This window comes from Nonomuraea sp. NPDC051941 (assembly GCF_044593615.1).
The window spans coordinates 77,626-97,782 of record NZ_JBIUCF010000047.1 but is presented as its reverse complement, the minus strand read 5'-3'; the positions used below and the strand labels follow the sequence as shown (position 1 = coordinate 97,782).

The 20,157-nt window shown below is 68.9% G+C and carries 20 protein-coding genes; 11 read left to right on the top strand and 9 right to left on the bottom strand.

Annotation, left to right across the window (positions count from 1 at the left end):
- Positions 1-33 precede the first annotated feature (33 nt).
- The 4 genes from ACIHFD_RS52080 to ACIHFD_RS52065 are packed head-to-tail and all read right to left on the bottom strand — an operon-like array spanning position 34 to position 3,713.
- On the bottom strand, positions 34-483 hold the full coding sequence (locus tag ACIHFD_RS52080; RefSeq protein ID WP_397373237.1) for a response regulator: 450 nt from the start codon (positions 481-483) through the stop codon (positions 34-36).
- Entirely contained in the window at positions 476-1,621 is a 1,146-nt protein-coding gene (locus ACIHFD_RS52075; RefSeq protein ID WP_397373236.1) for an ATP-binding protein, read from the bottom strand. The genes ACIHFD_RS52080 and ACIHFD_RS52075 overlap by 8 nt, the downstream gene beginning before the upstream one ends.
- Positions 1,618-2,751, bottom strand: coding sequence for a SpoIIE family protein phosphatase (locus tag ACIHFD_RS52070; protein WP_397373234.1), 1,134 nt, complete (start codon positions 2,749-2,751; stop codon positions 1,618-1,620). The genes ACIHFD_RS52075 and ACIHFD_RS52070 overlap by 4 nt, the downstream gene beginning before the upstream one ends.
- 32 nt (positions 2,752-2,783) lie before the next feature.
- Positions 2,784-3,713 (bottom strand): LysR family transcriptional regulator, encoded by a 930-nt coding sequence (locus tag ACIHFD_RS52065; RefSeq protein WP_185068521.1) that lies wholly within the window; start codon positions 3,711-3,713, stop codon positions 2,784-2,786.
- A 134-nt stretch (positions 3,714-3,847) separates the two neighbouring features.
- Between ACIHFD_RS52065 and ACIHFD_RS52060 the strand changes: the two genes are divergently transcribed.
- The 6 genes from ACIHFD_RS52060 (at position 3,848) to ACIHFD_RS52035 (ending at position 13,191) form a co-directional block, all read left to right on the top strand.
- On the top strand, positions 3,848-4,597 hold the full coding sequence (locus ACIHFD_RS52060) for a succinate dehydrogenase cytochrome b subunit (RefSeq protein WP_397373233.1): 750 nt from the start codon (positions 3,848-3,850) through the stop codon (positions 4,595-4,597).
- Positions 4,597-6,519: a fumarate reductase/succinate dehydrogenase flavoprotein subunit gene (locus tag ACIHFD_RS52055; RefSeq protein ID WP_350725588.1), complete on the top strand. Its 1,923-nt coding sequence runs from the start codon at positions 4,597-4,599 to the stop codon at positions 6,517-6,519. The genes ACIHFD_RS52060 and ACIHFD_RS52055 overlap by 1 nt, the downstream gene beginning before the upstream one ends.
- Positions 6,516-7,256, top strand: coding sequence for a succinate dehydrogenase/fumarate reductase iron-sulfur subunit (locus tag ACIHFD_RS52050; RefSeq protein WP_350725586.1), 741 nt, complete (start codon positions 6,516-6,518; stop codon positions 7,254-7,256). Before ACIHFD_RS52055 ends, ACIHFD_RS52050 begins: the two co-directional genes overlap by 4 nt.
- A gap of 636 nt (positions 7,257-7,892) precedes the next feature.
- Entirely contained in the window at positions 7,893-9,302 is a 1,410-nt protein-coding gene (locus ACIHFD_RS52045; protein WP_397373232.1) for an ATP-binding protein, read from the top strand.
- Between the two features lie 204 nt (positions 9,303-9,506).
- Positions 9,507-10,976 carry an ATP-binding protein gene (locus tag ACIHFD_RS52040; protein WP_397373231.1) on the top strand — a complete coding sequence of 490 codons (1,470 nt, stop codon included), beginning with the start codon at positions 9,507-9,509 and terminating at the stop codon, positions 10,974-10,976.
- 97 nt (positions 10,977-11,073) lie between these two features.
- The gene (locus ACIHFD_RS52035; RefSeq protein ID WP_397373230.1) at positions 11,074-13,191 is read left to right on the top strand and encodes an RtcB family protein; all 2,118 of its coding nucleotides are present in this window, start codon (positions 11,074-11,076) and stop codon (positions 13,189-13,191) included.
- Here ACIHFD_RS52035 and ACIHFD_RS52030 read toward each other — a convergent pair.
- Both ACIHFD_RS52030 and ACIHFD_RS52025 read right to left on the bottom strand, forming a co-directional pair.
- On the bottom strand, positions 13,179-13,976 hold the full coding sequence (locus tag ACIHFD_RS52030) for an SDR family NAD(P)-dependent oxidoreductase (RefSeq protein WP_397373228.1): 798 nt from the start codon (positions 13,974-13,976) through the stop codon (positions 13,179-13,181). The genes ACIHFD_RS52035 and ACIHFD_RS52030 overlap by 13 nt on opposite strands.
- Entirely contained in the window at positions 13,973-15,400 is a 1,428-nt protein-coding gene (locus ACIHFD_RS52025) for a DHA2 family efflux MFS transporter permease subunit (protein WP_397373227.1), read from the bottom strand. Before ACIHFD_RS52025 ends, ACIHFD_RS52030 begins: the two co-directional genes overlap by 4 nt.
- A gap of 80 nt (positions 15,401-15,480) precedes the next feature.
- On the opposite strand from ACIHFD_RS52025, the gene ACIHFD_RS52020 reads away from it, so the two are divergent.
- Genes ACIHFD_RS52020 through ACIHFD_RS52010 form a run of 3 tightly spaced genes read left to right on the top strand, consistent with a single transcriptional unit; the run spans position 15,481 to position 16,811 of the window.
- Entirely contained in the window at positions 15,481-16,104 is a 624-nt protein-coding gene (locus ACIHFD_RS52020; protein WP_363970864.1) for a TetR/AcrR family transcriptional regulator, read from the top strand.
- 54 nt (positions 16,105-16,158) lie between these two features.
- On the top strand, positions 16,159-16,407 hold the full coding sequence (locus ACIHFD_RS52015; RefSeq protein WP_185068507.1) for a hypothetical protein: 249 nt from the start codon (positions 16,159-16,161) through the stop codon (positions 16,405-16,407).
- On the top strand, positions 16,404-16,811 hold the full coding sequence (locus tag ACIHFD_RS52010; RefSeq protein ID WP_350725575.1) for a hypothetical protein: 408 nt from the start codon (positions 16,404-16,406) through the stop codon (positions 16,809-16,811). The genes ACIHFD_RS52015 and ACIHFD_RS52010 overlap by 4 nt, the downstream gene beginning before the upstream one ends.
- Before the next feature lie 63 nt (positions 16,812-16,874).
- On the opposite strand, the gene ACIHFD_RS52005 is transcribed toward ACIHFD_RS52010, so the two are convergent.
- Positions 16,875-17,090 (bottom strand): hypothetical protein, encoded by a 216-nt coding sequence (locus ACIHFD_RS52005; protein WP_363970866.1) that lies wholly within the window; start codon positions 17,088-17,090, stop codon positions 16,875-16,877.
- Positions 17,091-17,176: 86 nt separating this feature from the next.
- Positions 17,177-18,256 (bottom strand): serine hydrolase domain-containing protein, encoded by a 1,080-nt coding sequence (locus tag ACIHFD_RS52000; protein ID WP_397373226.1) that lies wholly within the window; start codon positions 18,254-18,256, stop codon positions 17,177-17,179.
- Positions 18,257-18,317: 61 nt separating this feature from the next.
- On the opposite strand from ACIHFD_RS52000, the gene ACIHFD_RS51995 reads away from it, so the two are divergent.
- The gene (locus ACIHFD_RS51995; protein ID WP_350725569.1) at positions 18,318-18,818 is read left to right on the top strand and encodes a GNAT family N-acetyltransferase; all 501 of its coding nucleotides are present in this window, start codon (positions 18,318-18,320) and stop codon (positions 18,816-18,818) included.
- 10 nt (positions 18,819-18,828) lie between these two features.
- Entirely contained in the window at positions 18,829-19,509 is a 681-nt protein-coding gene (locus tag ACIHFD_RS51990) for a phosphotransferase (RefSeq protein ID WP_397373225.1), read from the top strand.
- A gap of 7 nt (positions 19,510-19,516) precedes the next feature.
- Here the strand turns inward: ACIHFD_RS51990 and ACIHFD_RS51985 are convergent, their stop codons facing one another.
- The gene (locus ACIHFD_RS51985) at positions 19,517-20,137 is read right to left on the bottom strand and encodes a phosphotransferase (RefSeq protein ID WP_397373224.1); all 621 of its coding nucleotides are present in this window, start codon (positions 20,135-20,137) and stop codon (positions 19,517-19,519) included.
- Between the last annotated feature and the right edge of the window lie 20 nt (positions 20,138-20,157).

The following is a 20,157-nucleotide window of genomic DNA, read 5'->3' as shown; positions in this document are numbered from 1 at the left end:
ATGCTTAGCTGTGATTCCTGTCACGTACGCCCGTCAGGGGCGCTGCCCTTGGGCGGGCAACTTAACCACAGTCACGAAAAAATCGTCTATCTGCCGGACAACCCGGATAAATTGCTCAAAATCCACCGGTTTGGACACATACGCGTTGGCATGCAACCGGTAACTGTGCAGGATGTCCTCCTCCGCCTCAGAGGTCGTCAGGATCACCACCGGGATCGACCGCAACCCGGCGTCGGCCTTGACCTCGGCCAGCACCTCCATGCCGCTCATCCTCGGCAGGTTGAGGTCGAGCAGGATGAGGTCGGGCCGCGGCGCGTCGGTGTATCCGTCCTCGTTACGCAGGTACGCCATCGCCTGCTCACCGTCGTTGACCACGTTGAGCCGGTTTCGCACCTTGTTGAAGTCGAAGGCCTCCTTGGTGAGCAGGATGTCACCCTGGTCGTCCTCCACCAGAAGCACCTCGATGGGGCGCCCCTCATTCATCGTCGTCTCCCGCGGCCGGCAGTGTCCAGCGGAACGTCGCGCCCTGGCCCTCGGCATCGCCGTCGAGCCAGAGCTGTCCGCCGTGGTACTCGACGATCTTGCGGCAAAGTGCCAGCCCGATGCCAGTACCCGGATACACGTCGCGGGGGTGGAGTCGCTGGAAGATCAGGAAGATGCGGTCGGCGTACTTGGGCTCGACCCCGATGCCGTTGTCGGAACAGCTGAACTCCCACAGGTCGCCGGACCTGGTGGCCCCGATGTGGATGCGCGGGGACGCCTCGGAGCGGAACTTGATCGCGTTCTCGATCAGGTTCTGGAACAGCTGCGTGAGCTGCACCCGGTTGCCCCTGACGGCGGGCAGCTCGTCCCTGGTGACCGTGGCCTCGGTGTCCTCGATCGTGGCCGACAGGTTCTCCAGCGCCGTGTCGAGCGCCTTCCCCGCGTCGACCGTGGTCCGCCCGCCGGTCACCCGGCCGACCCTGGAGAAGTCGAGCAGGTCGTTGATCAGCAGCTGCATGCGCTTGGCGCCGTCGACGGCGTAGTGGATGTACTGCTTGGCCCGATCGTCGAGCTGGGAGCCGTAGCGCTGCTCCAGCATCTGCGTGAAGCTGGCGACCTTGCGGAGCGGCTCCTGGAGGTCGTGGCTGGCCACGTACGCGAACTGCTCCAGCTCCCCGTTGGACCTGCGCAGCTCCTCGGCCTGGTCGTCGGCGGTCCGCCAGGCCGACACGATGCGGCCGCGCATGGAGTCGACGTGGCTGGACAGCTCGGCCAGCTCCGCCGGCCTGTCGACGTGCAGGGTGTGGTCGAAGTCGCCGGCCGCCACGGTGCGGACCTGCTGGGTCAGTTGGTCGATGGGCTTCAGCACGACGTACCGGATGACGAAGGCCAGCGCGATGCCGAACGCGAGCATCACCGCGAAGAGCACGATCAGCGCCAGATTGAGCTGGTCGAGCTGCTGCTCGACGGCGGGCACCTGGGCCAGCGCGCGAGCCCGCGCGCTGAACATCATCGCGACCACGATCCCGGCCAGGAGCACGACGCCGGCCACCAGCCCCATGACCAGGAACCAGCGGGCCACGGGCAGCCTGCCCAGCCCGGTCGGCTCCTTGGGGGGAGGCAGCGGGTTGATGCTCATCGTCTCCTCCTCCGGACCAGGACCACGGCGAGGTCGTCGCTCAGCGTGCCCACGTGCTTGATGAGCCGGTCGAGGTCGATGGCGCCGTGCTCGCGTACGAGATCGAGCAGGCCCTCCACGCCGAGCAGCTCCTGGCCCTCGCCCACCACGGCCTCGATCAGGCCGTCGGTGTAGAGCATCATGGACCACTCGTCGCCCAGCGGCACGTCGATCACCGACCACTCCGCGTCCGAGAAGATCCCGAGCGGCGGTCCGGAGGGCGCGCCGTCGACCACCTGGACGGCGCCGTCGCGCACCAGCACCGGCGGCGGGTGCCCGACCACGCGCATCCTGGCGTGCCGCAGGTCGGGGCTGATCGTGGCCATGCACAGGGTGGTGAAGATCTCGGGGGTGTTGCGCTCGGCCCGCAGCACGGCGTCCATCGTGCGCAGCAGCGTGTCGTCCGTCTGGCCGGCGAGGACCAGCGTGCGCCAGGCGATGCGCAGCGCCACGCCGAGCGCCGCCTCGTCGGGGCCGTGCCCGCACACGTCGCCGACCACGATGTGCACCGAGCCGTCCGCCGTCTGCACGGTGTCGAAGAAGTCGCCGGCCAGCGTGCCGCCGCTGCCCGGCAGGTAGCGGGTGACGTGCTCGATCACCTCGGTACGCAGCAGGGGGCCGGGGAGCAGCGCGCCCTGCAGCCTGGCGTTCTCCTTGGCCGTGAGCTCCGCCTGCACGAGCCTGATCTGGGCCAGGTCGGCCCGCTTGCGCTCCATCGAGTAGTGGATCGCCCGAGCCAGCAGCCGCGCGTCGACGTCGCCCTTGACCAGGTAGTCCTGCGCGCCGGCCTGGACGGCGGCCACGCCCACGTGCGAGTCCCTGAGCCCGGTGAGCACCAGCACGGCGGTGTGCGGCGCCAGCGCGAGCACCTCCTCCAGGGCTTCCAGGCCGCTCGCGTCGGGCAGCGAGAGATCGACCAGCACGCACTGGATCTGGGACGTCAGCTTGGCCCTGGCCTCCTGCAGGCTGCGCGCCCAGAAGATCTTCGGCGGCGCGGGGGCCTGCTTGAGCAGCTCCTCCACGAGAAAGGCGTCACCGTCGTCGTCCTCGATCAGGAGCAACGTCAGCGTCTCCGAAAGATGTGCCGTCAAAACGCCTCACCAGGGGGGTCGGTCCGTCCAGGTCATTCTGCGATGAGATCCACCCCTTGCGGAAGCGTACCCTCGTGACCGGCCTCCACGACGAACGACAGCAGGGTCTCCCTGAACGCCTGGGCGGCCCTGGTCGGCTCGACGTCCTTGCGCTGGGCCAGCGCGATCGTACGGCTGAGGCCCGGCGGCGCGAGCGGCGTGCCGGACAGTCCGGGGCGCCCGTCGAGCACCATCGAGGGCACCACGGCCACGCCCAGCCCCGCCTCCACGAACCGCAGCACGGCGTCCATCTCGCCGCCCTGCACCGCGAACCTGGGCTCGAACCCGGCCTGCCGGCAGGCCGCCAGCGTGGCCTCCCGCAGGTCGTAGCCGCGCCTGAACATCACCATCTGGCGCCCGCGCAGGGCCTCGATCTCCATGTACGGGCCCTTCGGCCGCTCGTGGGAGGGCGCGGCCACCACCAGGTTCTCCCGCAGGATCTCCTCGGTCACCAGCGAGGGGTCGTCGCTCTGCAGCGGCATGATGATCAGCGACAGGTCGAGCTGCCCGCGCGCGAGCGCCCTGACGAGGTCACGCGAGCCGCCCTCCTCCACCAGCAGCTCGATCCCCGGGTACGCGCGGTGGAAGCGCGCCAGCGCGTCGGCCATCAGCCCCGCGCAGAGCGACGGCGTGGCGCCGAGCCGCACCCGGCCCCGGCGGAGCCCGGCGAGCTGGGCCACCTCCTGCCTGGCGGTGTCGGCGTCGGCGAGGATCCTGCGGGCGAGCGGCAGCAGCGCCTCACCGGCCGGCGTCAGCGTGACGTTGCCGCGGGCCCGGGAGAACAGCGGGGCGCCCAGATCGGCCTCCAGGGCCTTGATCTGCTTGCTGAGCGACGGCTGCGCGACCCTCATGCGCTCGGCCGCCTGGGTGAAGTGCCTGGCCTCCGCGACCGCCACGAAGTACGCGAGCTGCTGCAACTGCATGTGATTTTCCTCGCACCGAGCGGCGTCGTTTCCGTGGGGCGACCGTACAAACCAGACATCATAGCCGGTGGCTATCGAAACCAGGCCCGTGATGACTTGGACGGATGATTGCTGGATACCTAGCGTTTGAAGGCGTGACTGCCACGATAGAGCGCGGCGCAGCCACCGCGCCTGTTACCGCTCCCAAGAACGCTCCAACGAGCAGGAGGCCCGGCGGGTTCCTGCGCTCGTCGAACGGCAAGAAAGCCGTCATGGCCGTCACCGGGGCCGTGATGGTGCTCTTCCTCGTCCTCCACATGCTCGGCAACCTCAAGATCTTCCTGGGCAAGGACTCGTTCAACGAGTACGCCCACGCGCTGCGGACGCTCCTGGAGCCGATCGCGCCCTATCGGACGGTGCTGACCATCCTCGAGATCGGCCTCGTCGTGTCGGTCGTCCTGCACATGTGGGCCGCGATCTCGCTGGCCCGCCGCGCCCGCCAGGCCAGGCCGGTCAAGTACGTCGCCAAGAAGTCGCAGGCGAACGGCTACGCGACGCACATCATGCGGTTCGGCGGCCTCACGATCCTGCTCTTCCTCGTCTGGCACCTGCTGGACCTGACCTTCGGCGTCGTGAACCCCAAGGGCTTCGACTCCGCGCCCGCCGACCGGATGATCGCCGGCTTCGACGCGTCCCGGTGGTGGGTGACCCTGATCTACGTGGTCGCCGTCGTCATGGTCGGCCTGCACCTGCGACACGGCATCTGGAGCGCCTTCCAGACCCTCGGCTGGGCCAACCGCACGCGGAACAAGGCCCTCCGGCCGGTCGCCGGGCTGGTGTCCGCCGTGCTGGTCATCGGGTTCCTGGCGCCGCCGCTCGCGATCACCTTCGGAGTTGTGAAGTAATGAAGTTCACGGAAGGCCCGGAGATCCGGGACACCAAGGCTCCGGCCGGGCCCATCGAGGAGCGGTGGGAGAAGCGGAAGTTCGGCGCGAAGCTGGTCAACCCCGCCAACAAGCGCAAGCTCAACGTGATCGTGGTCGGCACCGGCCTGGCGGGCGGCTCGGCCGCGGCGACGCTGGGTGAGCTGGGCTACAACGTCACGTCGTTCTGCTACCAGGACACGCCGCGCCGCGCGCACTCCATCGCGGCGCAGGGCGGGATCAACGCCGCCAAGAACTACCGCGGCGACGGCGACAGCATCTACCGGCTCTTCTACGACACGGTCAAGGGCGGCGACTTCCGCGCCCGCGAGTCGAACGTCTACCGCCTGGCCCAGGTCTCGGTGAACATCATCGACCAGGCCGTGGCCCAGGGCGTCCCCTTCGCCCGCGAGTACGGCGGCCTCCTCGACACCCGCTCCTTCGGCGGCGCCCAGGTCTCCCGTACGTTCTACGCCCGCGGCCAGACGGGCCAGCAGCTCCTGCTGGGCGCGTACCAGGCGCTGGAGCGGCAGATCGCGGCCGGGACCGTGACCATGCACACCCGGCACGAGATGCTCGACGTGATCGTCTCCGACGGGCGGGCGCGCGGCGTCATCGTGCGCGACATGGTGACCGGCGAGATCGAGCGCCACCTCGCCGACGCCGTGGTGCTGGCCACGGGCGGCTACGGGAACGTGTTCTTCCTGTCCACGAACGCCAAGGGCTGCAACACGACGGCGATCTGGCGGGCGCACGAGCGCGGCGCGTACTTCGCCAACCCCTGCTACACGCAGATCCACCCGACCTGCATCCCCGTCTCCGGCGAGTACCAGTCGAAGCTGACGCTGATGTCGGAGTCGCTGCGCAACGACGGCCGCGTCTGGGTGCCGCTGCGCAAGAACGACACCCGCGCCCCCGGGGACATCCCGGACGAGGAGCGCGACTACTACCTGGAGCGGATCTACCCCGCCTTCGGCAACCTGGTCCCGCGTGACATCGCCTCCCGCGCCGCCAAGAACGTCTGCGACGAGGGCCGCGGCGTCGGCCCCGGCGGCCTGGGCGTCTACCTGGACTTCCGCGACGCCATCGGGCGTCTCGGGCGCGACGCCGTGGAGAAGAAGTACGGCAACCTCTTCGAGATGTACGAGCGCATCACCGGCGAGAACCCGTACGACGTGCCGATGCGCATCTACCCGGCCGTCCACTACACGATGGGCGGGCTGTGGGTGGACTACGACCTGCAGTCCACGATCCCGGGCCTGTTCGTCGTCGGCGAGGCCAACTTCTCCGACCACGGCGCGAACCGCCTCGGCGCCTCGGCGCTGATGCAGGGCCTGGCCGACGGCTACTTCGTCCTGCCGACCACCCTCGGCGACTACCTGGCCGCCGGTCCGTTCGGCGACGTGGACGAGGAGGCCGTGGCGGAGGCCGAGATCAAGGTCCGGAACAAGATCGACCGGCTCCTGGCCGTGAACGGCACCCGTACCCCCGACTCCTTCCACCGCGAGCTGGGCAAGCTCATGTGGGACTACTGCGGCATGGAGCGCACCGAGGAGTCGCTGCGCAAGGCGCTGGAGCGCATCCCCGAGCTGCGCGCGGAGTTCTGGCAGAACGTCAAGGTCAGCGGCACGGCGGAGGAGCTGAACCAGGTCCTGGAGAAGGCCGGCCGCGTCGCCGACTTCTTCGACCTGGCCGAGCTCATGTGCCTGGACGCCCTGGTCCGCACGGAGTCCTGCGGCGGCCACTTCCGCGCCGAGTCCCAGGACGCCGACGGCGAGGCGCTGCGCGACGACGAGCACTTCGCGCACGTGTCGGCCTGGGAGTCCACGCCCGACGGGCCGGTGCTGCACAAGGAAGCGCTCGAGTACGAGTACGTCAAGATGAGCCAGCGGAGCTACAAGTGAACCTGACCCTCAAGGTCTGGCGCCAGAGCGGCCCTACCGATGCCGGCCGGATGGTGACCTACCGAGTCGAGGACGTCTCCCCGGACATGTCCTTCCTGGAGATGCTGGACGTCCTCAACGAGCGTCTCATCCTGGAGGGCGACGACCCGATCGCCTTCGACCACGACTGCCGCGAGGGCATCTGCGGCATGTGCGGCATGGTCATCAACGGCGTCGCGCACGGCGAACAGCGCGCGACGACGACGTGCCAGCTGCACATGCGCCACTTCGAGGACGACGCCACGATCACCATCGAGCCGTGGCGCGCCGCCCCCTTCCCCGTCGTCAAGGACCTGGTCGTGGACCGCAGCGCCTTCGACCGGATCATCCAGGCGGGCGGCTTCGTCTCGGTCCCGGCCGGCTCGGCCCCGGACGCCCACAGCATCCCCGTACGCAAGGAGGACGCGGACTCGGCCTTCGACGCGGCGACCTGCATCGGGTGCGGCGCGTGCGTGGCGGCCTGCCCGAACGGCTCCGCCTCCCTGTTCACCGCCGCCAAGATCACCCACCTGAGCCTGCTGCCCCAGGGCCAGCCGGAGCGCCTGTCCCGCGCCAAGGCCATGGTGGACCAGATGGACGCGGAGGGGTTCGGAGGCTGCACGAACACGGGAGAGTGCACGGCGGTGTGCCCCAAGGGCATCCCTCTGGACACCATCGCCCGCATGAACACCGACTACCTGAAGGCCAACGCCAAGTAGCAGGTCGCGCGGCTCCACCCAGTGGGCCGCCTGATGCCCGCCCCGAGCAAAAAGGGCTTCCCCAAGGGAGCGCTTCGCGCTCGGGGCTCAGGCTGTTTCCATAAAGGCGCCTATCGGCGCACCCCACGCCTTCGGCGGCTGGTCGGGCCCGCCCGTTGCCCGGTTACCGGCTGGGCCTGCTGGAGCCCACCCGGACCAAGGTCTTCGCCTAGCCGGGTCATACCTTGAAGCGATTCGACAATGCGTTGGAATGGTCTTCGCCGGCCGATACCCAGCCACGATGACCGCCGACCCAGGCAGCACAGAGCCGGGCGCCCCACAGGCGGGCAGCGGTAGGCGGTGCCCGCATGGCCTCTATTCGGCCATCTAAGATAATTGTCACCAATATTGACTATATCCAGCGCCTTCTCCGGGTCTGTGGGCCGTTCTCGCTGATGAGTCGCTTGTTTGGTCCCATCATTGAGACGGCCAACGTCGGTACAGCCAAATTTGGTTGTGCCGGAGTCGGTCTTGAGCAGGGCTGGGAGGCGCTTTAGGTCTCATCTGTGAGACCAATGGATGGAGGAGGGTCGCGGAGACCGAGCATTGATACCAACGCTTCAGTTAGTCTCATTCATGAGACTTTCGGGAGGATCGATGGAACCGTTCATCGGCAGGCGACGAGAGCTCGCCATCCTGCGGCGGGCCCTTGAGAAGACGCAGCGTCAGCGGTTCGACCGACCTGGGCGTGCGCTGCTCATACGGGGGCGACGCCGGGTCGGGAAGTCCAGGCTGGCAGAGGAGTTCATCCGGCAAGCACAGTTGCCCCACGTCTACTACACGGCCACCGGCCAGACGCTCGGCGAGGAACTCCGCACCTTCACCGAGGAGGCGCGCGCGTCGAGCCTGCCCGCGGCGTCGGTCTTCGATGACAAGCAACCCGGGTCATGGCATGACGCTCTCTCCCTCCTGGCTCGGGCTCTGCCAGAGGACTCCCCCAGCATCGTCGTCATCGACGAGCTTCCCTACCTCATCAAGGCGGACCCCACGTTGGAGGGCGTGCTCCAGAAGCTCTTCGACAAGGAGTTCTCCAGACGGCCCGTCCTGTTGCTCCTCATCGGCTCCGACCTATCCATGATGGAGGCGATCAACACCTACAGCCGTCCCTTCTACCAGCGGGCCGCCGATTTCGTGGTCCACCCTCTGACGCCATATGACGTCGGACAGGCGCTGGACCTTCCCCCCGCGGAGGCGTTCGACGCGCATCTGGTTTCGGGCGGGCTGCCGATGATCTGTGAAGAGTGGCCCAAGGGCGGTTCTCTCTGGACGTACTTGGAGCAGGCGGTCGAGGACCCGCTCTCGGCCTTGATAGTCAGCGGAGAGCGCGCTCTGGCTGCTGAGTGCCCGCCTGAAGCGCACGCTCATCAAATCCTCAACGCCATCGGTTCCGGGCAACGCACGCACTCCAATATCGCGGCCGCCACCCAGGACATCCCCCGTGCGACGATGAATCGCGCACTCCTGCTCCTCCTGGAAAAGCGCATGATCGCCGTGGACAGACCGCTCTCTACGCGCCCATCGCGGGACTCCCGATATCGCGTGATCGACTCGCATCTGCGGTTCTGGATTCCCTTCATCGGATTCCGCCTGACCGACATCGAGCGCGGCCGTGGAGACAAAGTCCTGGATCGGATCCGCCTGTCATGGACATCGTGGCGAGGAATGGCCATCGAGCCCCTGATCCAGGAGTCTTTCCGCCGCATGGACGGGTTGCCCGAACCGACTGGCGCCATCGGAGGTTACTGGACACGCAGCAACGATCCGGAGATCGACATCGTCGGCGCCGACCGGGAGCCGATCGCGAAGCGGATCACCATGCTCGGCTCCATCAAGTGGCTGGAGAACCGGCCATTTGATCAGCACGATCTGAAGGAGCTCATCGTCCATCAGTCGAAAACGCCAGGAACAGACACATCCACGCCGCTCTACGCGGTCTCCCGAAGCGGGTGCGACGTGGCGGGCATCACGCACATCACGCCGGATGAACTGCTGGACGTCTGGCGATGAGCGCGATCCTGGTCTCATCAATGAGACCAAGGCGGAGGCGAGATCCGCGCACGACGGCCCGTGAGACCGACTCCATCAGTCGGTCTCAATGATGAGACCGCGTGATCAGCAGGCCGTGCCCTCTCAAGATCTCCGATCGCCGTCGACTATGATAGTTTGAACTATCATAGTTGTGCCTATCATTGTCTGCTGGAGGTGGCGGCCATGCTGATCAAGCCGGAGCGCCTGTTCGGGCGTGACGCGGAGTGGGAGGAGTTGGCCGACTTCGCCGGTGCTCCCGCGAACGGTGCCACCTTGGGGCTGGTCTACGGGCGTCGGCGCCAGGGCAAGACCCTCATGCTCGAACTGCTCGCCCAGGAAACCGGCGCCCTGCTTTTCGCCGCCACCCAGCAGACAGAGGCACAGAACCTGGCCGATCTCGGCGCCGCCTACGCTGCCTATCGCGGGCTGCGGCAGCCGGTCTCGTTCGGCAACTGGCGGGAAGGGCTCGACGAACTGCTCCGGCTCGGCGAGGAGCGGGCGACGCCAGTGATCGTCGACGAATTTCCCTACCTGGTCTCCGCGACCCCGGCGCTGCCGTCGTACCTGCAGCAGGCATTGAGCCCGACGGGGCACGCGAAGGAGCACACTCGTACCCGTTTGATTCTCTGCGGAAGCGCGTTGACCACGATGGCTCAGCTGCTGGGCGGAGGCGCGCCGCTACGAGGCCGAGCGGTGCTCGAGCTGATCGTGCGGCCCTTCGGGTTCCGCGATGCCGCTGCTTTCTGGGGCCTGACCGGCGACCCGGAGCTGGCTTTCCGGGTGCATTCCCTCGTCGGCGGTACCCCTGCCTACCTGGAGATGTGTGGCGGCTCAGGTCCGGCCGACCTGGACGGGTTCGATCGATGGGTGCAGCGGCGGTTGCTGAATCCCGCCTCGGCGATGTTTCGCGAAGGCGGGCTGCTGCTCCGGGAGGAGCCCTCGATCTCCGATCCCACCTCGTACGCGGCCACGTTGAGCGCCATCAGCGCGGGCAACCGGCGCCGCTCGGAGATCGCCGCCGCCCTCGGCCGTCCCGTGAGCGCGCTGGCACATTTGCTCAACGGTCTGCGGAGCATCGGCCTCGTCGAGCAGGTCGACGACGCATTGCGTGACAAGCGAAGCGTTTTCCGGATCGCCGAGCCGATCGTCCGCCTGCACCAGTTGATCACGCAGCGCCGCGAGCCCGAGCTCGTCAGCGGTCAGGCCGCCCGCGTCTGGCGTGCCAATGCCGACACGGTGGCCTCGAAGATTTACGGCCCCCATTTCGAAGACCTCGCCCGGGAATGGTGCTTCCTTCATGCCTCCAGCGACACGCTCGGTGGAATGGCCAGTGCCGTACGCCCGAGCGAAATCCCCTGCCGAGCGCACCACAAAGGACATGAGCTCGACATCGTGGTGACCGAGACAAACTCCTTCGCCACCGATCGGATCATCGCGATCGGCGAGGCCAAGGCCACGCTCATGCCCATGGACGTCTCCCAGCTTCAGCGGCTGGATCACCTGCGCGCGCTGCTTCCCGACGCCCGGATCGGCACGCAGCCCAAACTACTGCTGCTCGCACGCTCCGGATTCACCGACGATCTGGTGGAGGCGGCACGCGGGCGCGCGGACGTTGAGCTCGTGGACCTGAACCGCATGTATTCAGGCGATTGACATTCGCCGCCCGTCAAACCCGGCTTCGACAAAATGGGTGGGAAATCTCTGCTGGTCACGCCACACTGATCAAGAACCAGTGAGGAGATTTCATCCCATGCCTAACCAGCCCGCACCGAACCTGCTGTCGTGGGCCAGCGAGATCGACGAAGGCGCGATCACGCAGGCCGCGCGCACCGCCCGCCTGCCGTTCGTCTCCGGCCACGTCGCTCTCATGCCCGACGCGCACGTCGGCATCGGTGCGACGGTCGGCTCGGTGATCCCCACGGAGAACGCGATCATCCCGGCCGCCGTCGGCGTGGACATCGGCTGCGGCATGGTGGCCACCGAGACGACGCTCACGGCCGCCGACCTGCCCGAGACCCTCGCCGCCCTGATGCCGATGGTGGAGCACCGCATCCCCGCCGGCGTCGGCAAGGGGCACGAAGACCCGGCGGTCGACCGTGCGCTCAGCGACCTCGGGCTCCCGCACACCGACCTCACCCCCAAGCAGACCAAGAAGGTGAGCGACCAGTTCGGCACGCTCGGCTCGGGCAACCACTTCGTCGAGGTCTGCCTGGACGAGCGGGACCACGTCTGGACGGTGCTGCACTCGGGGTCGCGCGGCATCGGCAACCAGCTCGCCCAGATGCACATCATTGGCGCGAAGAAGCTGATGAAGGAGCAGACCGTCGGCCTGGAGGACCCGGACCTGGCGTATCTCGTGCAGAGCACGCCGGAGTTCACCGCGTACATCGAGGACATGCTGTGGGCGCAGCACTACGCCATGGCCTCGCGGGCGCGGATGGACCGGGTCTTGATCAACGCCCTGTTCGGGGTCGTCGGCAAGGGCGAGCGGGTCCGTACGATCAATTGCTTCGCCGGCGAAACCGGGGTGATGACGAGCGGAGGCGTGCGGCCCATCGCCGAACTGTCCGGCGGCGTCCATGAGTTGCTCAGTACCGATGGTGAATGGGTCAAGGCTCCTGTCCGATCCTTCGGCCATCAGAAGCTCATGCGCGTACGGCTGTCGCGGAACGGCGTCGAGAAGGTCGTCTACGCCACCCCTGAGCATCGGTGGCTTCTCCGGACGCACAGCAGCGGCGGCACTCGGTACTGGGGGAAGCGGCCCGCTGAGATGACAACGGCCCAGCTGAAGGGAGGCGACCGTCTCGCTTGGACCTTCGCCAAGAGACCAGCTGGCATGGGCGTGGACAGGACAGGTGCGGCCCGGGGTTTCGTCTTCGGTGACGGATCGGTGTCGTCCCCCAACAGGTCCCGTGCGACCTTCTGTGGCGAGAAGGACCTCCACCTGCTGGAACTCTTCGAGGGGATCGGCAGACCGCTGCGAACGTACGACAATATGAAGGTGATCAACGGCTTGCCCGTCGATTGGAAGACGAGCATGCCACCCCTCGACAGCGCACCTTCTTACCTGTATGGCTGGCTGGCCGGATACTTCGCTGCCGATGGCGACGTCGGTAGGACCGGACGGCCCACTCTCGCTTCGGCTTCCCGCAAGCACCTCGAGCAGGTACGCGTAATCTGCAACCTGATTGGTGTCGGCACGTACGGGATCCGCGAGCACAAGCGTGTCGGCTATGGAACCAAGCCGACCTCGCTCTATCTGCTGGGGCTGATGCGCGGGGACCTCGACCCTTCGTTCTTCCTCATCCCGGAACATCGGGAGCGCTTCGAGGCGGGTCGCGGTGCGGTGGAACGGCGGGGCTGGACCGTGTTGGCGGTCGAGGACACCGACCGGGTCGAAGAGGTGTTCTGTGCCGTGGTGGACGGCACCCACGCCTTCGCGCTGGAAGACAACATCCTTACCCGGAATTGTCACCACAACTTCACCCAGCAGGAGACCCACTACGGCAAGACGTTGTGGATCACCCGCAAGGGCGCGATCAAGGCCGACACCGGTGACGAGGGCGTGATCCCGGGCTCGATGGGCACGCGCTCGTACATCGTGCGCGGTCGCGGTAACCCCGAGTCGTACAACTCGTGCTCCCACGGCGCGGGCCGCCGCATGTCGCGTACCAAGGCCAAGCGGGAGCTGTCCGCGGCTTCGCTCAAGGCGGCGATGGGCGGCCGCACCTGGAACGCGGATCGGGCCGCCGCGCTGGTGGACGAGCACCCCGAGGCATACAAGTCGATCGACCAGGTGATGGCGGACCAGCAGGATCTCGTGGAGGTCCAGCACACGCTCCGCCAGATCTTCAACTACAAGGGGTAGGACACTCGGTCCCCTCCCGCCGAGCCGATCATCTTCAGCGTGAGCTCGTGGAGTCGTTCCGCGGCGGCCGGGTCGAAGGACCCGGGGTCCAGGGCGATCCGGCGCTCTCGCATGAAGGCGCTGAGCGGCTCGGCGGGCGGGTCGTCGATGCGGGCGACGATCGGCTTGATGCCCTCCTCGACCGGCAGTCCGTGCTTCTTGAGCGCCTCCACGTGCGCGGCGGTCGCCGCGTCGTACTCGCCGGCGACGCTCGTCGAGACGCCTCCGGGATGCATGAGGACGTAGCGGGTACGGCTGCCGTGCCGGGCGGCGAAGGCCACGCCCAGCAGGTCGTTCGCCTTGCCGGCCTGGAACTGGGCGGCCATGCCGTCGTACCCGCGTTCGAGCATGAGGTCGTGCCAGCGGATGAGGCCGGTCGGCTGTCCGGGGCCTGAGACGTTCACGACGAGGCGGGGCGCGGTGAGGCCGTGGCTGAGGAGGAAGCGGCTCAGGTAGTCCAGCGCGAACGTCCCCTCCAGGCCCTCCGCCGTCACGAACCGGTGCGTGCGGAAGTAGCGTGCGCACAGCACGAGCGCGTCCACGGCTGGGAGTTCGGCGTTGATTTCGGCGATCACCCGCCGGTTCTCGCTGATCAGGCTCAGGTCCGCCGGGATGAACACCGCTCCGGGCAGTGCCTTGGACCTGTCGCGCCCGATGACGGCCACGGTGTCGCCCCGTTCGAGGTAGGTGCGGGCGAGGGCCCGTCCCATGCCGTCCGTGCCGCCGCTGATCACCAGTGTCCTCATGACGCGCTCCTCGCGGGCTCCGCTTCCGTCACGGGTTCCGTACGGGGTCGGCCCGGCAGGAGCGGGACGGCGGCCAGGATGATCACGATCACCGCCACGACGAGCCAGAAGATGCCGTGGAAGCCGCTGATCACGTCTCCGGAGGTCTGGAGGATGAGCGTGACCACGGCGACGCCGAGCGCCGCGCCGAGCTGGTTGAGCATGTAGAGCACCGAGCTGCCCTGCGCCACCATGGACGGCGGCAGGGACCGGTAGAGGGAGCCCATCGTGGGCGCGCTGAAGCACCCGCTGCCCAGCCCGATCGTGAACGCCGCCAGCGCCGGCCAGATCTCGGGCGTGTCCGCGCCGATCCGGGTGAAGGCCAGCGCGCTGAGCCCGGCCAGGAGCGCGCCGCCGGTGGCCAGGCCGCGGGCGCCGAGGCGGTCCGAGAGCCGTCCGGCCAGCGGCATGGCGAGCGCGCCGCCGAGCCCCAGTGGCGCCATCAGCAGCCCGGCGGCGAGCACGCCGTGCCCGTGGGCCTGCTGGTAGTACAGGGGCAGGGCGAACAGGGCGGCGAAGAGGGCCAGCCCGCCGAGGCCCATGATCGCGACGCTGGCGGTGAAGCCTCGATTGGTGAACAGCCGCAGGTCGATCAGCGGTGGAGTTCGACGGTCGCGCAGGGCGTGCGCCGCGTAGGCGAGCAGCAGGAGCGCGCCCGCCCCCAGCGGGAGCAGCGCCTGCCAGGCGGTGAACGCCCCCTGTTCGGCCGTCTGCGACAGGGCCAGGACGACGGTCGCGAACCCGGGCCCGAGCAGCGCCAGCCCCGCGACGTCGAGCCGCGCCGACGCCCCCTCGGACGGCTCGTCGACGGGGATCACGCGCAGCGCGAGCAGCAGCGCCACCAGGCCGACGGGCACGCTGAGCAGGAACATCCACCGCCACGACAGGCCGGCCAGCACGGCGCCGCCCGCGATCGGCCCGAGCACGGGCCCCAGGGACAGGACCACGCCCATCAGGCCCATCACCCGCCCGGCCCGGCGCGGCCCGGCGGCGCGGGCCAGCAGGATCAGCACGAGGGGATCGAGCAGCCCGGCCCCGAACCCCTGCACCACGCGGAACACGATCAGGGCGCCCACGTCCCAGGCCACCCCGGCCCCGAGCGATCCGGCGAGGAACAGCGCCAGCCCGGCCAGCCACAGCCGCTTGCCGCCGAAGCGGTCGACGGCCCAGGTGGTGAACGGGATGGTGGCCGTCACGGCCAGCAGGAACCCGGTGGACGTCCAGCCGATCGTGCTCAGCGAGGTCTCGAAGGTCGCGGCCAGGGTGTCGATGGCGACGGCGGCCATCGTGCTGTTGAGGATGCCCAGCAGGCCGCCGAGCAGGATCACGCCGATCATGCCCAGCAGCCGAGCGTCCAGCCGGTCGTCCGGCGAATTTGAACTCATGGGTTCAAACTAGTTATCTCATGCGTTCGCTCGCAACCCGTACGTCCATGAAGTTGAACTGGCGGGTACAATTCGGAGGCATGGCCACCACCACACGCGGGCGCATCGACAAGCGGCAGGCGATCCTGGAGGGCGCGTTCGCCGTGTTCGCCCGGCTCGGCTACGCGCAGGCGTGCGTGCAGGACATCGCGGATGAGGCGGGCGTGGCCAAGCCGACGGTCTACAACCACATGACGGACAAGGCCACCCTGTTCAGGAGCGCCGTCGAGGCCGCCGCGCAGATGACGCTGAACGCCCGCCTGGCCGCCCTGGAGCCGCTGGCCGACCCGGGCGAGGACCTGCGTGCCACGTTGGAGGGTGTCGCCGATGAGCTGCTGCGCCTGCACACCGACGGGCGCTCGTGCGCGCTGCGCCGGCTGCTCTACTCGGAGATCCTTCGCTTTCCCGACATCCTCGACATCGTCAAGGAGAGCGGCCCGGACCGCCTCAACCAGGCCCTCGCCGACCGGATGGCCCGGCTCGCGCTCGCGGGGCGCCTGCGCGCCGCCGATCCCGACATCGCGGCCGAGCAGTTCATGGCTCTGCTCGTCGGCCCGCTGGAGGCCCGTTCCCAGATGGGCACCCGTACGATCCCGGAAGGCGAGCTGCGAGAGCTGGCCCGCGCCGCGGTCCGGGCGTTCCTCGACGCCTGGGGTGCTGACTAATCTCGCCGACAAGGTCCCTTGTCGGTAGCGGGCAAGCTATATAGTCTGCCTCGTGTGGTGGAACGAGACGACTATGCGGCCATCCGCGATCGGATCATCGGGCTCTCCCACACCCATGGCTTGCGCTGCGACTGGGCGGAAACGACGAAACGCCAGCGATTCCTCCTGCTGTGGGACGCCGAGGGCCGGGTCGCGGCCCGCGCGATCGTCCCGCTCTACCCTGGGGAGACCCCGCACCTGGTGGACTCCCTCGAACGGGGGCTCGCGCACCTGTTCGGTGACGACTGGCTGGAGGATCCATGACCGCGGACCGCGTTGACGTTCACATCACCCTGGCGGGCAGCCTGTGGCTGGCCCAGGTGGACGGCGTGGCCGGCGGCATGTCCGCCCGCACGTTGAAGGAACTGCACGGGGACGTCGCCGAGGGGCTGCCGTTCCTCTTCGCCGACCGTCCGCAGGCGCCCAAGCCGGTCTACCACTACGCGCTGCCCGGCCTGTCGGAGCAGGACCTCGACGACTTCGCCGCCCTCCAGCGCCAGGCCGCCGCGATCGCCGAGGACTACACGCGCACGCTCAAGAAGCGCGTCAAGCACATGCACGAGCTCGGCCTGTCGGACGGGGACATCGGCGAGCTGCTCGGCCTGACCAAGCAGCGCATCCAGCAGATCCGCAGCAGCGCGAACGACGAGTCCCGCCAGGTCTCCTAGCGCGGCGTCCCGGCACGCGAACGGCGCCCCCTCTCGCGAGGAGGCGCCGCCGGGAATCGGGGACTACCTGACCCAGAGGTAGTACCAGCCGGTGCCGTTGAGCGTGCACTTGTACTCGTCCCAGCCCTCACGCTGATACGACTGGCCCATGTCCACACACTTGCTGTAGCTGGTGTATTCGCCGATGTATGTCCAGCTGGCCGCCTGGGCGGGGGCGGCGATGCCGATGGCGGCCAGCGCCGCGATACCAGCGGCGACGATACCTGCACGAACGCGCATGCGTGATCTTCCCTTCCTCCGGGGGGTTCCGCATACAACGATCATGGAAGGCCCTACAAGACCGCTATAGAGCGGCCACAAATGCGTCAGGAGGACAGCGCCTGGTAGGCGGCCAGCAGGAAACCCATGCCGCGGTCGTCGCCCTGGCTGAGCATCCGGTTCATCACGTACGCCACCGTCATGCGGGCGTCGAGGTCGATCACGACCAGCGAGCCGCCCATCCCGCCCCAGAAGCACGTACGCGGCTCGAGCAGCCCGTAGCCCATGCCGTACCACATCCGCGTGCCCAGGACCCGGTCGAAGCCCCGGAACTGCTCCTCGACGGCCCGCGCGCAGCCCTCCTCCGACAGCAGCCGCACGCCGCGCAGCGTCCCGCCACAGGCCAGGACCGACTGTACGAGGCCGACCGAGCGGGCGTTGCCGTGCCCGTTGCCGGCCGGGATCTCGGCGCGCCGCCAGGGGGTGGTGTTGGCCTCCTCGGGCCGCAGCACGGGATTGGCGGGCAGGTCGGGCGGGGCTTCCATGGGCGTCGGGGGCGGGATGACGGGCGCGACCCTGGGGTCGTGCCCGGCGGCGAGGCCGATGTGGAAGTCCGCTCCCAGCGGCCCGGCCACCTCCTCGGCGAAGAAGGCGCCCAGGCTGCGCCCGGTGACGCGGCGGACGACCTCCCCGACCAGGAAACCCTGGGTGATCGCGTGGTATCCGGCCTCGGCGCCCGGCTCCCAGCGCGGCGCCTGCCCGGCCAGCCGCGTCGTGGCCAGCCGCCAGTCGTAGAGGTCCTCGACCGTCATCGGCTCGTCCCAGCTGGGCAGGCCGGCGGTGTGGGAGAGCAGGTGGCGTACCAGCACCCGCTCCTTGCCCGCGGCGGCGAACTCCGGCCAGTAGGCGGCTACCGGCGCGGCCAGGTCGAGCTCGCCCCGGTCGGCGAGGATCAGCGCGCACAGCGCCGTCATCGGCTTGGTGGTGGACCAGACGTTGGTGATGGTGTCGCGCTCCCAGGGGACGGTACGGGCCGCGTCGGCGTACCCGCCCCAGATGTCCACCACCGGCTCGCCGTCCACGTGGACGGCCACCGAGGCGCCGACGTCGTCCTTGTCCAGGGAGGCGGCCAGCAGCTCGCGCACCTCGCCGAAGCGGTCCTCGCACACACCATGGATCTCGGCCATGGACGGAAAGTAGCCCGGCTGCCCGCGGGCGGGCCACGGATTTTTTGGCATACTCCTGGTCATGGTCGTGCTCGAGACGGAACGACTTGTCATGAGGCCGCTGACGGGCGATGACTTCGACGACTACGCCAGGATGCTCGCCGATCCCGAGGTCGCGGACGGACTGGCGGAGAGCGTGGGGACCTCCCGGGCCGACGCCTGGCGGAGCCTCGCCACGTTCATCGGGCACAGGGAGATCCGCGGCTACTCGCATTGGGCGCTGGTCGAGAAGGCCACGGGCCGGTTCGCCGGGCGGGCGGGGCCCTGGCGGCCCTACGGCTTCCCGGGGCTGGGAGTCGGCTGGTGCCTGGCCCGCGACCACTGGGGCAAGGGCTATGCCACCGAGGCGGCACGGGCGGCCCTCGACTACTGCTTCGGCACGCTCGGCGCGACGGAAGTGATCTCGCTCATCCTGCCCGGCAACGCGCGGTCCGTCTCCGTCGCCGAACGCATCGGCCACTCCCACCTGCGCGATACCGAGTACCGAGGGCAGCCGGTCCACGTCTACGGCCAGCGTCGGTAGGCTGCGCCGCATGGAGGTCGGCGAGCTGCTGGGGTCCGGGCGCACCGCGGACGTGTACGCGATCGACGACGAGCGGGTCCTACGCCGCTACCGGATACCGATCGACGCGCGGCGGGAGGCGGCGGTCATCGCGCACGTGGCCGGCCACGGATACCCCGTGCCCGAGCTCTACCCCGACGCGGGGGCGGCCACCGAGCTGGTGATGGGGCGGCTGTCGGGGCCGACGATGCTGCGGGCGCTGTTCGACGGGGAGATCACGGCCGAGGAGGCGGGCGGGATCATCGCGGGGCTGCTGCGGCGGCTGCACGAGATCCCGGCGCTGGCGCCCGCCGATCCCGGCGACCGGGTGCTGCATCTGGACCTGCACCCCGACAGCGTCATGCTGACGCCGCGGGGCCCGGTCGTGATCGACTGGTGCAACAGCCAGGACGGGCCGCCCGGGTTCGACTGCGCGATGTCCGCGGTGATCTTCGCGCAGGCGGCCGTGGACGAGGTCGAGTTCGCCGAGGTGGCGCGGAGGGGTCTTGTCGCGCTGGTCGCCGGGCTGGGCTCCGCCATGGACTTCGGCGAAGGGCTCGACCGGGCCGGGGCGCGCCGGGCCGCCGACGGGGCGCTCACCGAGCGGGAGGCCGGGCTGGTGGACGCGGCGGTGGAGCTGATCCGCGGCCTGCGGCTCCCTGGGGCGGGCTGAGGCGCTGCTACTCCGTCCAGGCGGCCGTGGTTTCTAGGCGTTCGTACCAGAGCTTCTCGCTCGCCCCGCCGGGCTCCCAGCGGGCGCAGAAGTCGATCAGGTCGCGGCAGCGCGCCACCATGGCCTCCCGGCGCTCCTCCCACGAGGGGACGGCCCCGTCGTAGGCGGCGAAGAAGCGCGAGAGCAGCGGAACGTGCTCCGGGTGGTGGCTGCGGATGATCCACTCGCACCACGCGAGGTCCTCGACCGGGCGCCCGGGGTGGGCCCACTCCCAGTCGAGGATCGCGGTCGTCCGGAACGTGGCCGGGTCGAACAGCATGTTCTGCGGGCCGAAGTCGCCGTGCACGATGCCCAGCCGGTGGATGCCGGACAGGGCCCGGCCGCACTCGGCGAGCACCTCGGCGCCGTGCCCCTCGTCGATGAGGTCCTGGCCGTGGGCGCCGGAGACGAAGCGGGTGGTCAGGCTGGTCGAGGTGACCTGGTGAACGCGGGGGACCGGGAGCCGGCCGCGCAGCCGGCGCAGGTATCTGCTCTCCGTGCCCAGCCGGAACGCCGCCTCCGGGCCCTGGTAACACTTCACGACCAGGGTGCCGTCGCCGACTGTGCTGTTGGTGTACCCGTGCTTCACAAGGGTCGATTCTGGCCTAC

Bases quoted from the DNA above. Each gene is read 5' to 3' on its own strand.
- ACIHFD_RS52080 (WP_397373237.1), bottom strand. From the start codon at position 483: ATGAATGAGGGGCGCCCCATCGAGGTGCTTCTGGTGGAGGACGACCAG.
- ACIHFD_RS52075 (WP_397373236.1), bottom strand. From the start codon at position 1,621: ATGAGCATCAACCCGCTGCCTCCCCCCAAGGAGCCGACCGGGCTGGGC.
- ACIHFD_RS52065 (WP_185068521.1), bottom strand. From the start codon at position 3,713: ATGCAGTTGCAGCAGCTCGCGTACTTCGTGGCGGTCGCGGAGGCCAGG.
- ACIHFD_RS52055 (WP_350725588.1), top strand. From the start codon at position 4,597: ATGAAGTTCACGGAAGGCCCGGAGATCCGGGACACCAAGGCTCCGGCC.
- ACIHFD_RS52045 (WP_397373232.1), top strand. From the start codon at position 7,893: ATGGAACCGTTCATCGGCAGGCGACGAGAGCTCGCCATCCTGCGGCGG.
- ACIHFD_RS52040 (WP_397373231.1), top strand. From the start codon at position 9,507: ATGCTGATCAAGCCGGAGCGCCTGTTCGGGCGTGACGCGGAGTGGGAG.
- ACIHFD_RS52035 (WP_397373230.1), top strand. From the start codon at position 11,074: ATGCCTAACCAGCCCGCACCGAACCTGCTGTCGTGGGCCAGCGAGATC.
- ACIHFD_RS52030 (WP_397373228.1), bottom strand. From the start codon at position 13,976: ATGAGGACACTGGTGATCAGCGGCGGCACGGACGGCATGGGACGGGCC.
- ACIHFD_RS52025 (WP_397373227.1), bottom strand. From the start codon at position 15,400: ATGAGTTCAAATTCGCCGGACGACCGGCTGGACGCTCGGCTGCTGGGC.
- ACIHFD_RS52020 (WP_363970864.1), top strand. From the start codon at position 15,481: ATGGCCACCACCACACGCGGGCGCATCGACAAGCGGCAGGCGATCCTG.
- ACIHFD_RS52010 (WP_350725575.1), top strand. From the start codon at position 16,404: ATGACCGCGGACCGCGTTGACGTTCACATCACCCTGGCGGGCAGCCTG.
- ACIHFD_RS52005 (WP_363970866.1), bottom strand. From the start codon at position 17,090: ATGCGCGTTCGTGCAGGTATCGTCGCCGCTGGTATCGCGGCGCTGGCC.
- ACIHFD_RS52000 (WP_397373226.1), bottom strand. From the start codon at position 18,256: ATGGCCGAGATCCATGGTGTGTGCGAGGACCGCTTCGGCGAGGTGCGC.
- ACIHFD_RS51995 (WP_350725569.1), top strand. From the start codon at position 18,318: ATGGTCGTGCTCGAGACGGAACGACTTGTCATGAGGCCGCTGACGGGC.
- ACIHFD_RS51990 (WP_397373225.1), top strand. From the start codon at position 18,829: ATGGAGGTCGGCGAGCTGCTGGGGTCCGGGCGCACCGCGGACGTGTAC.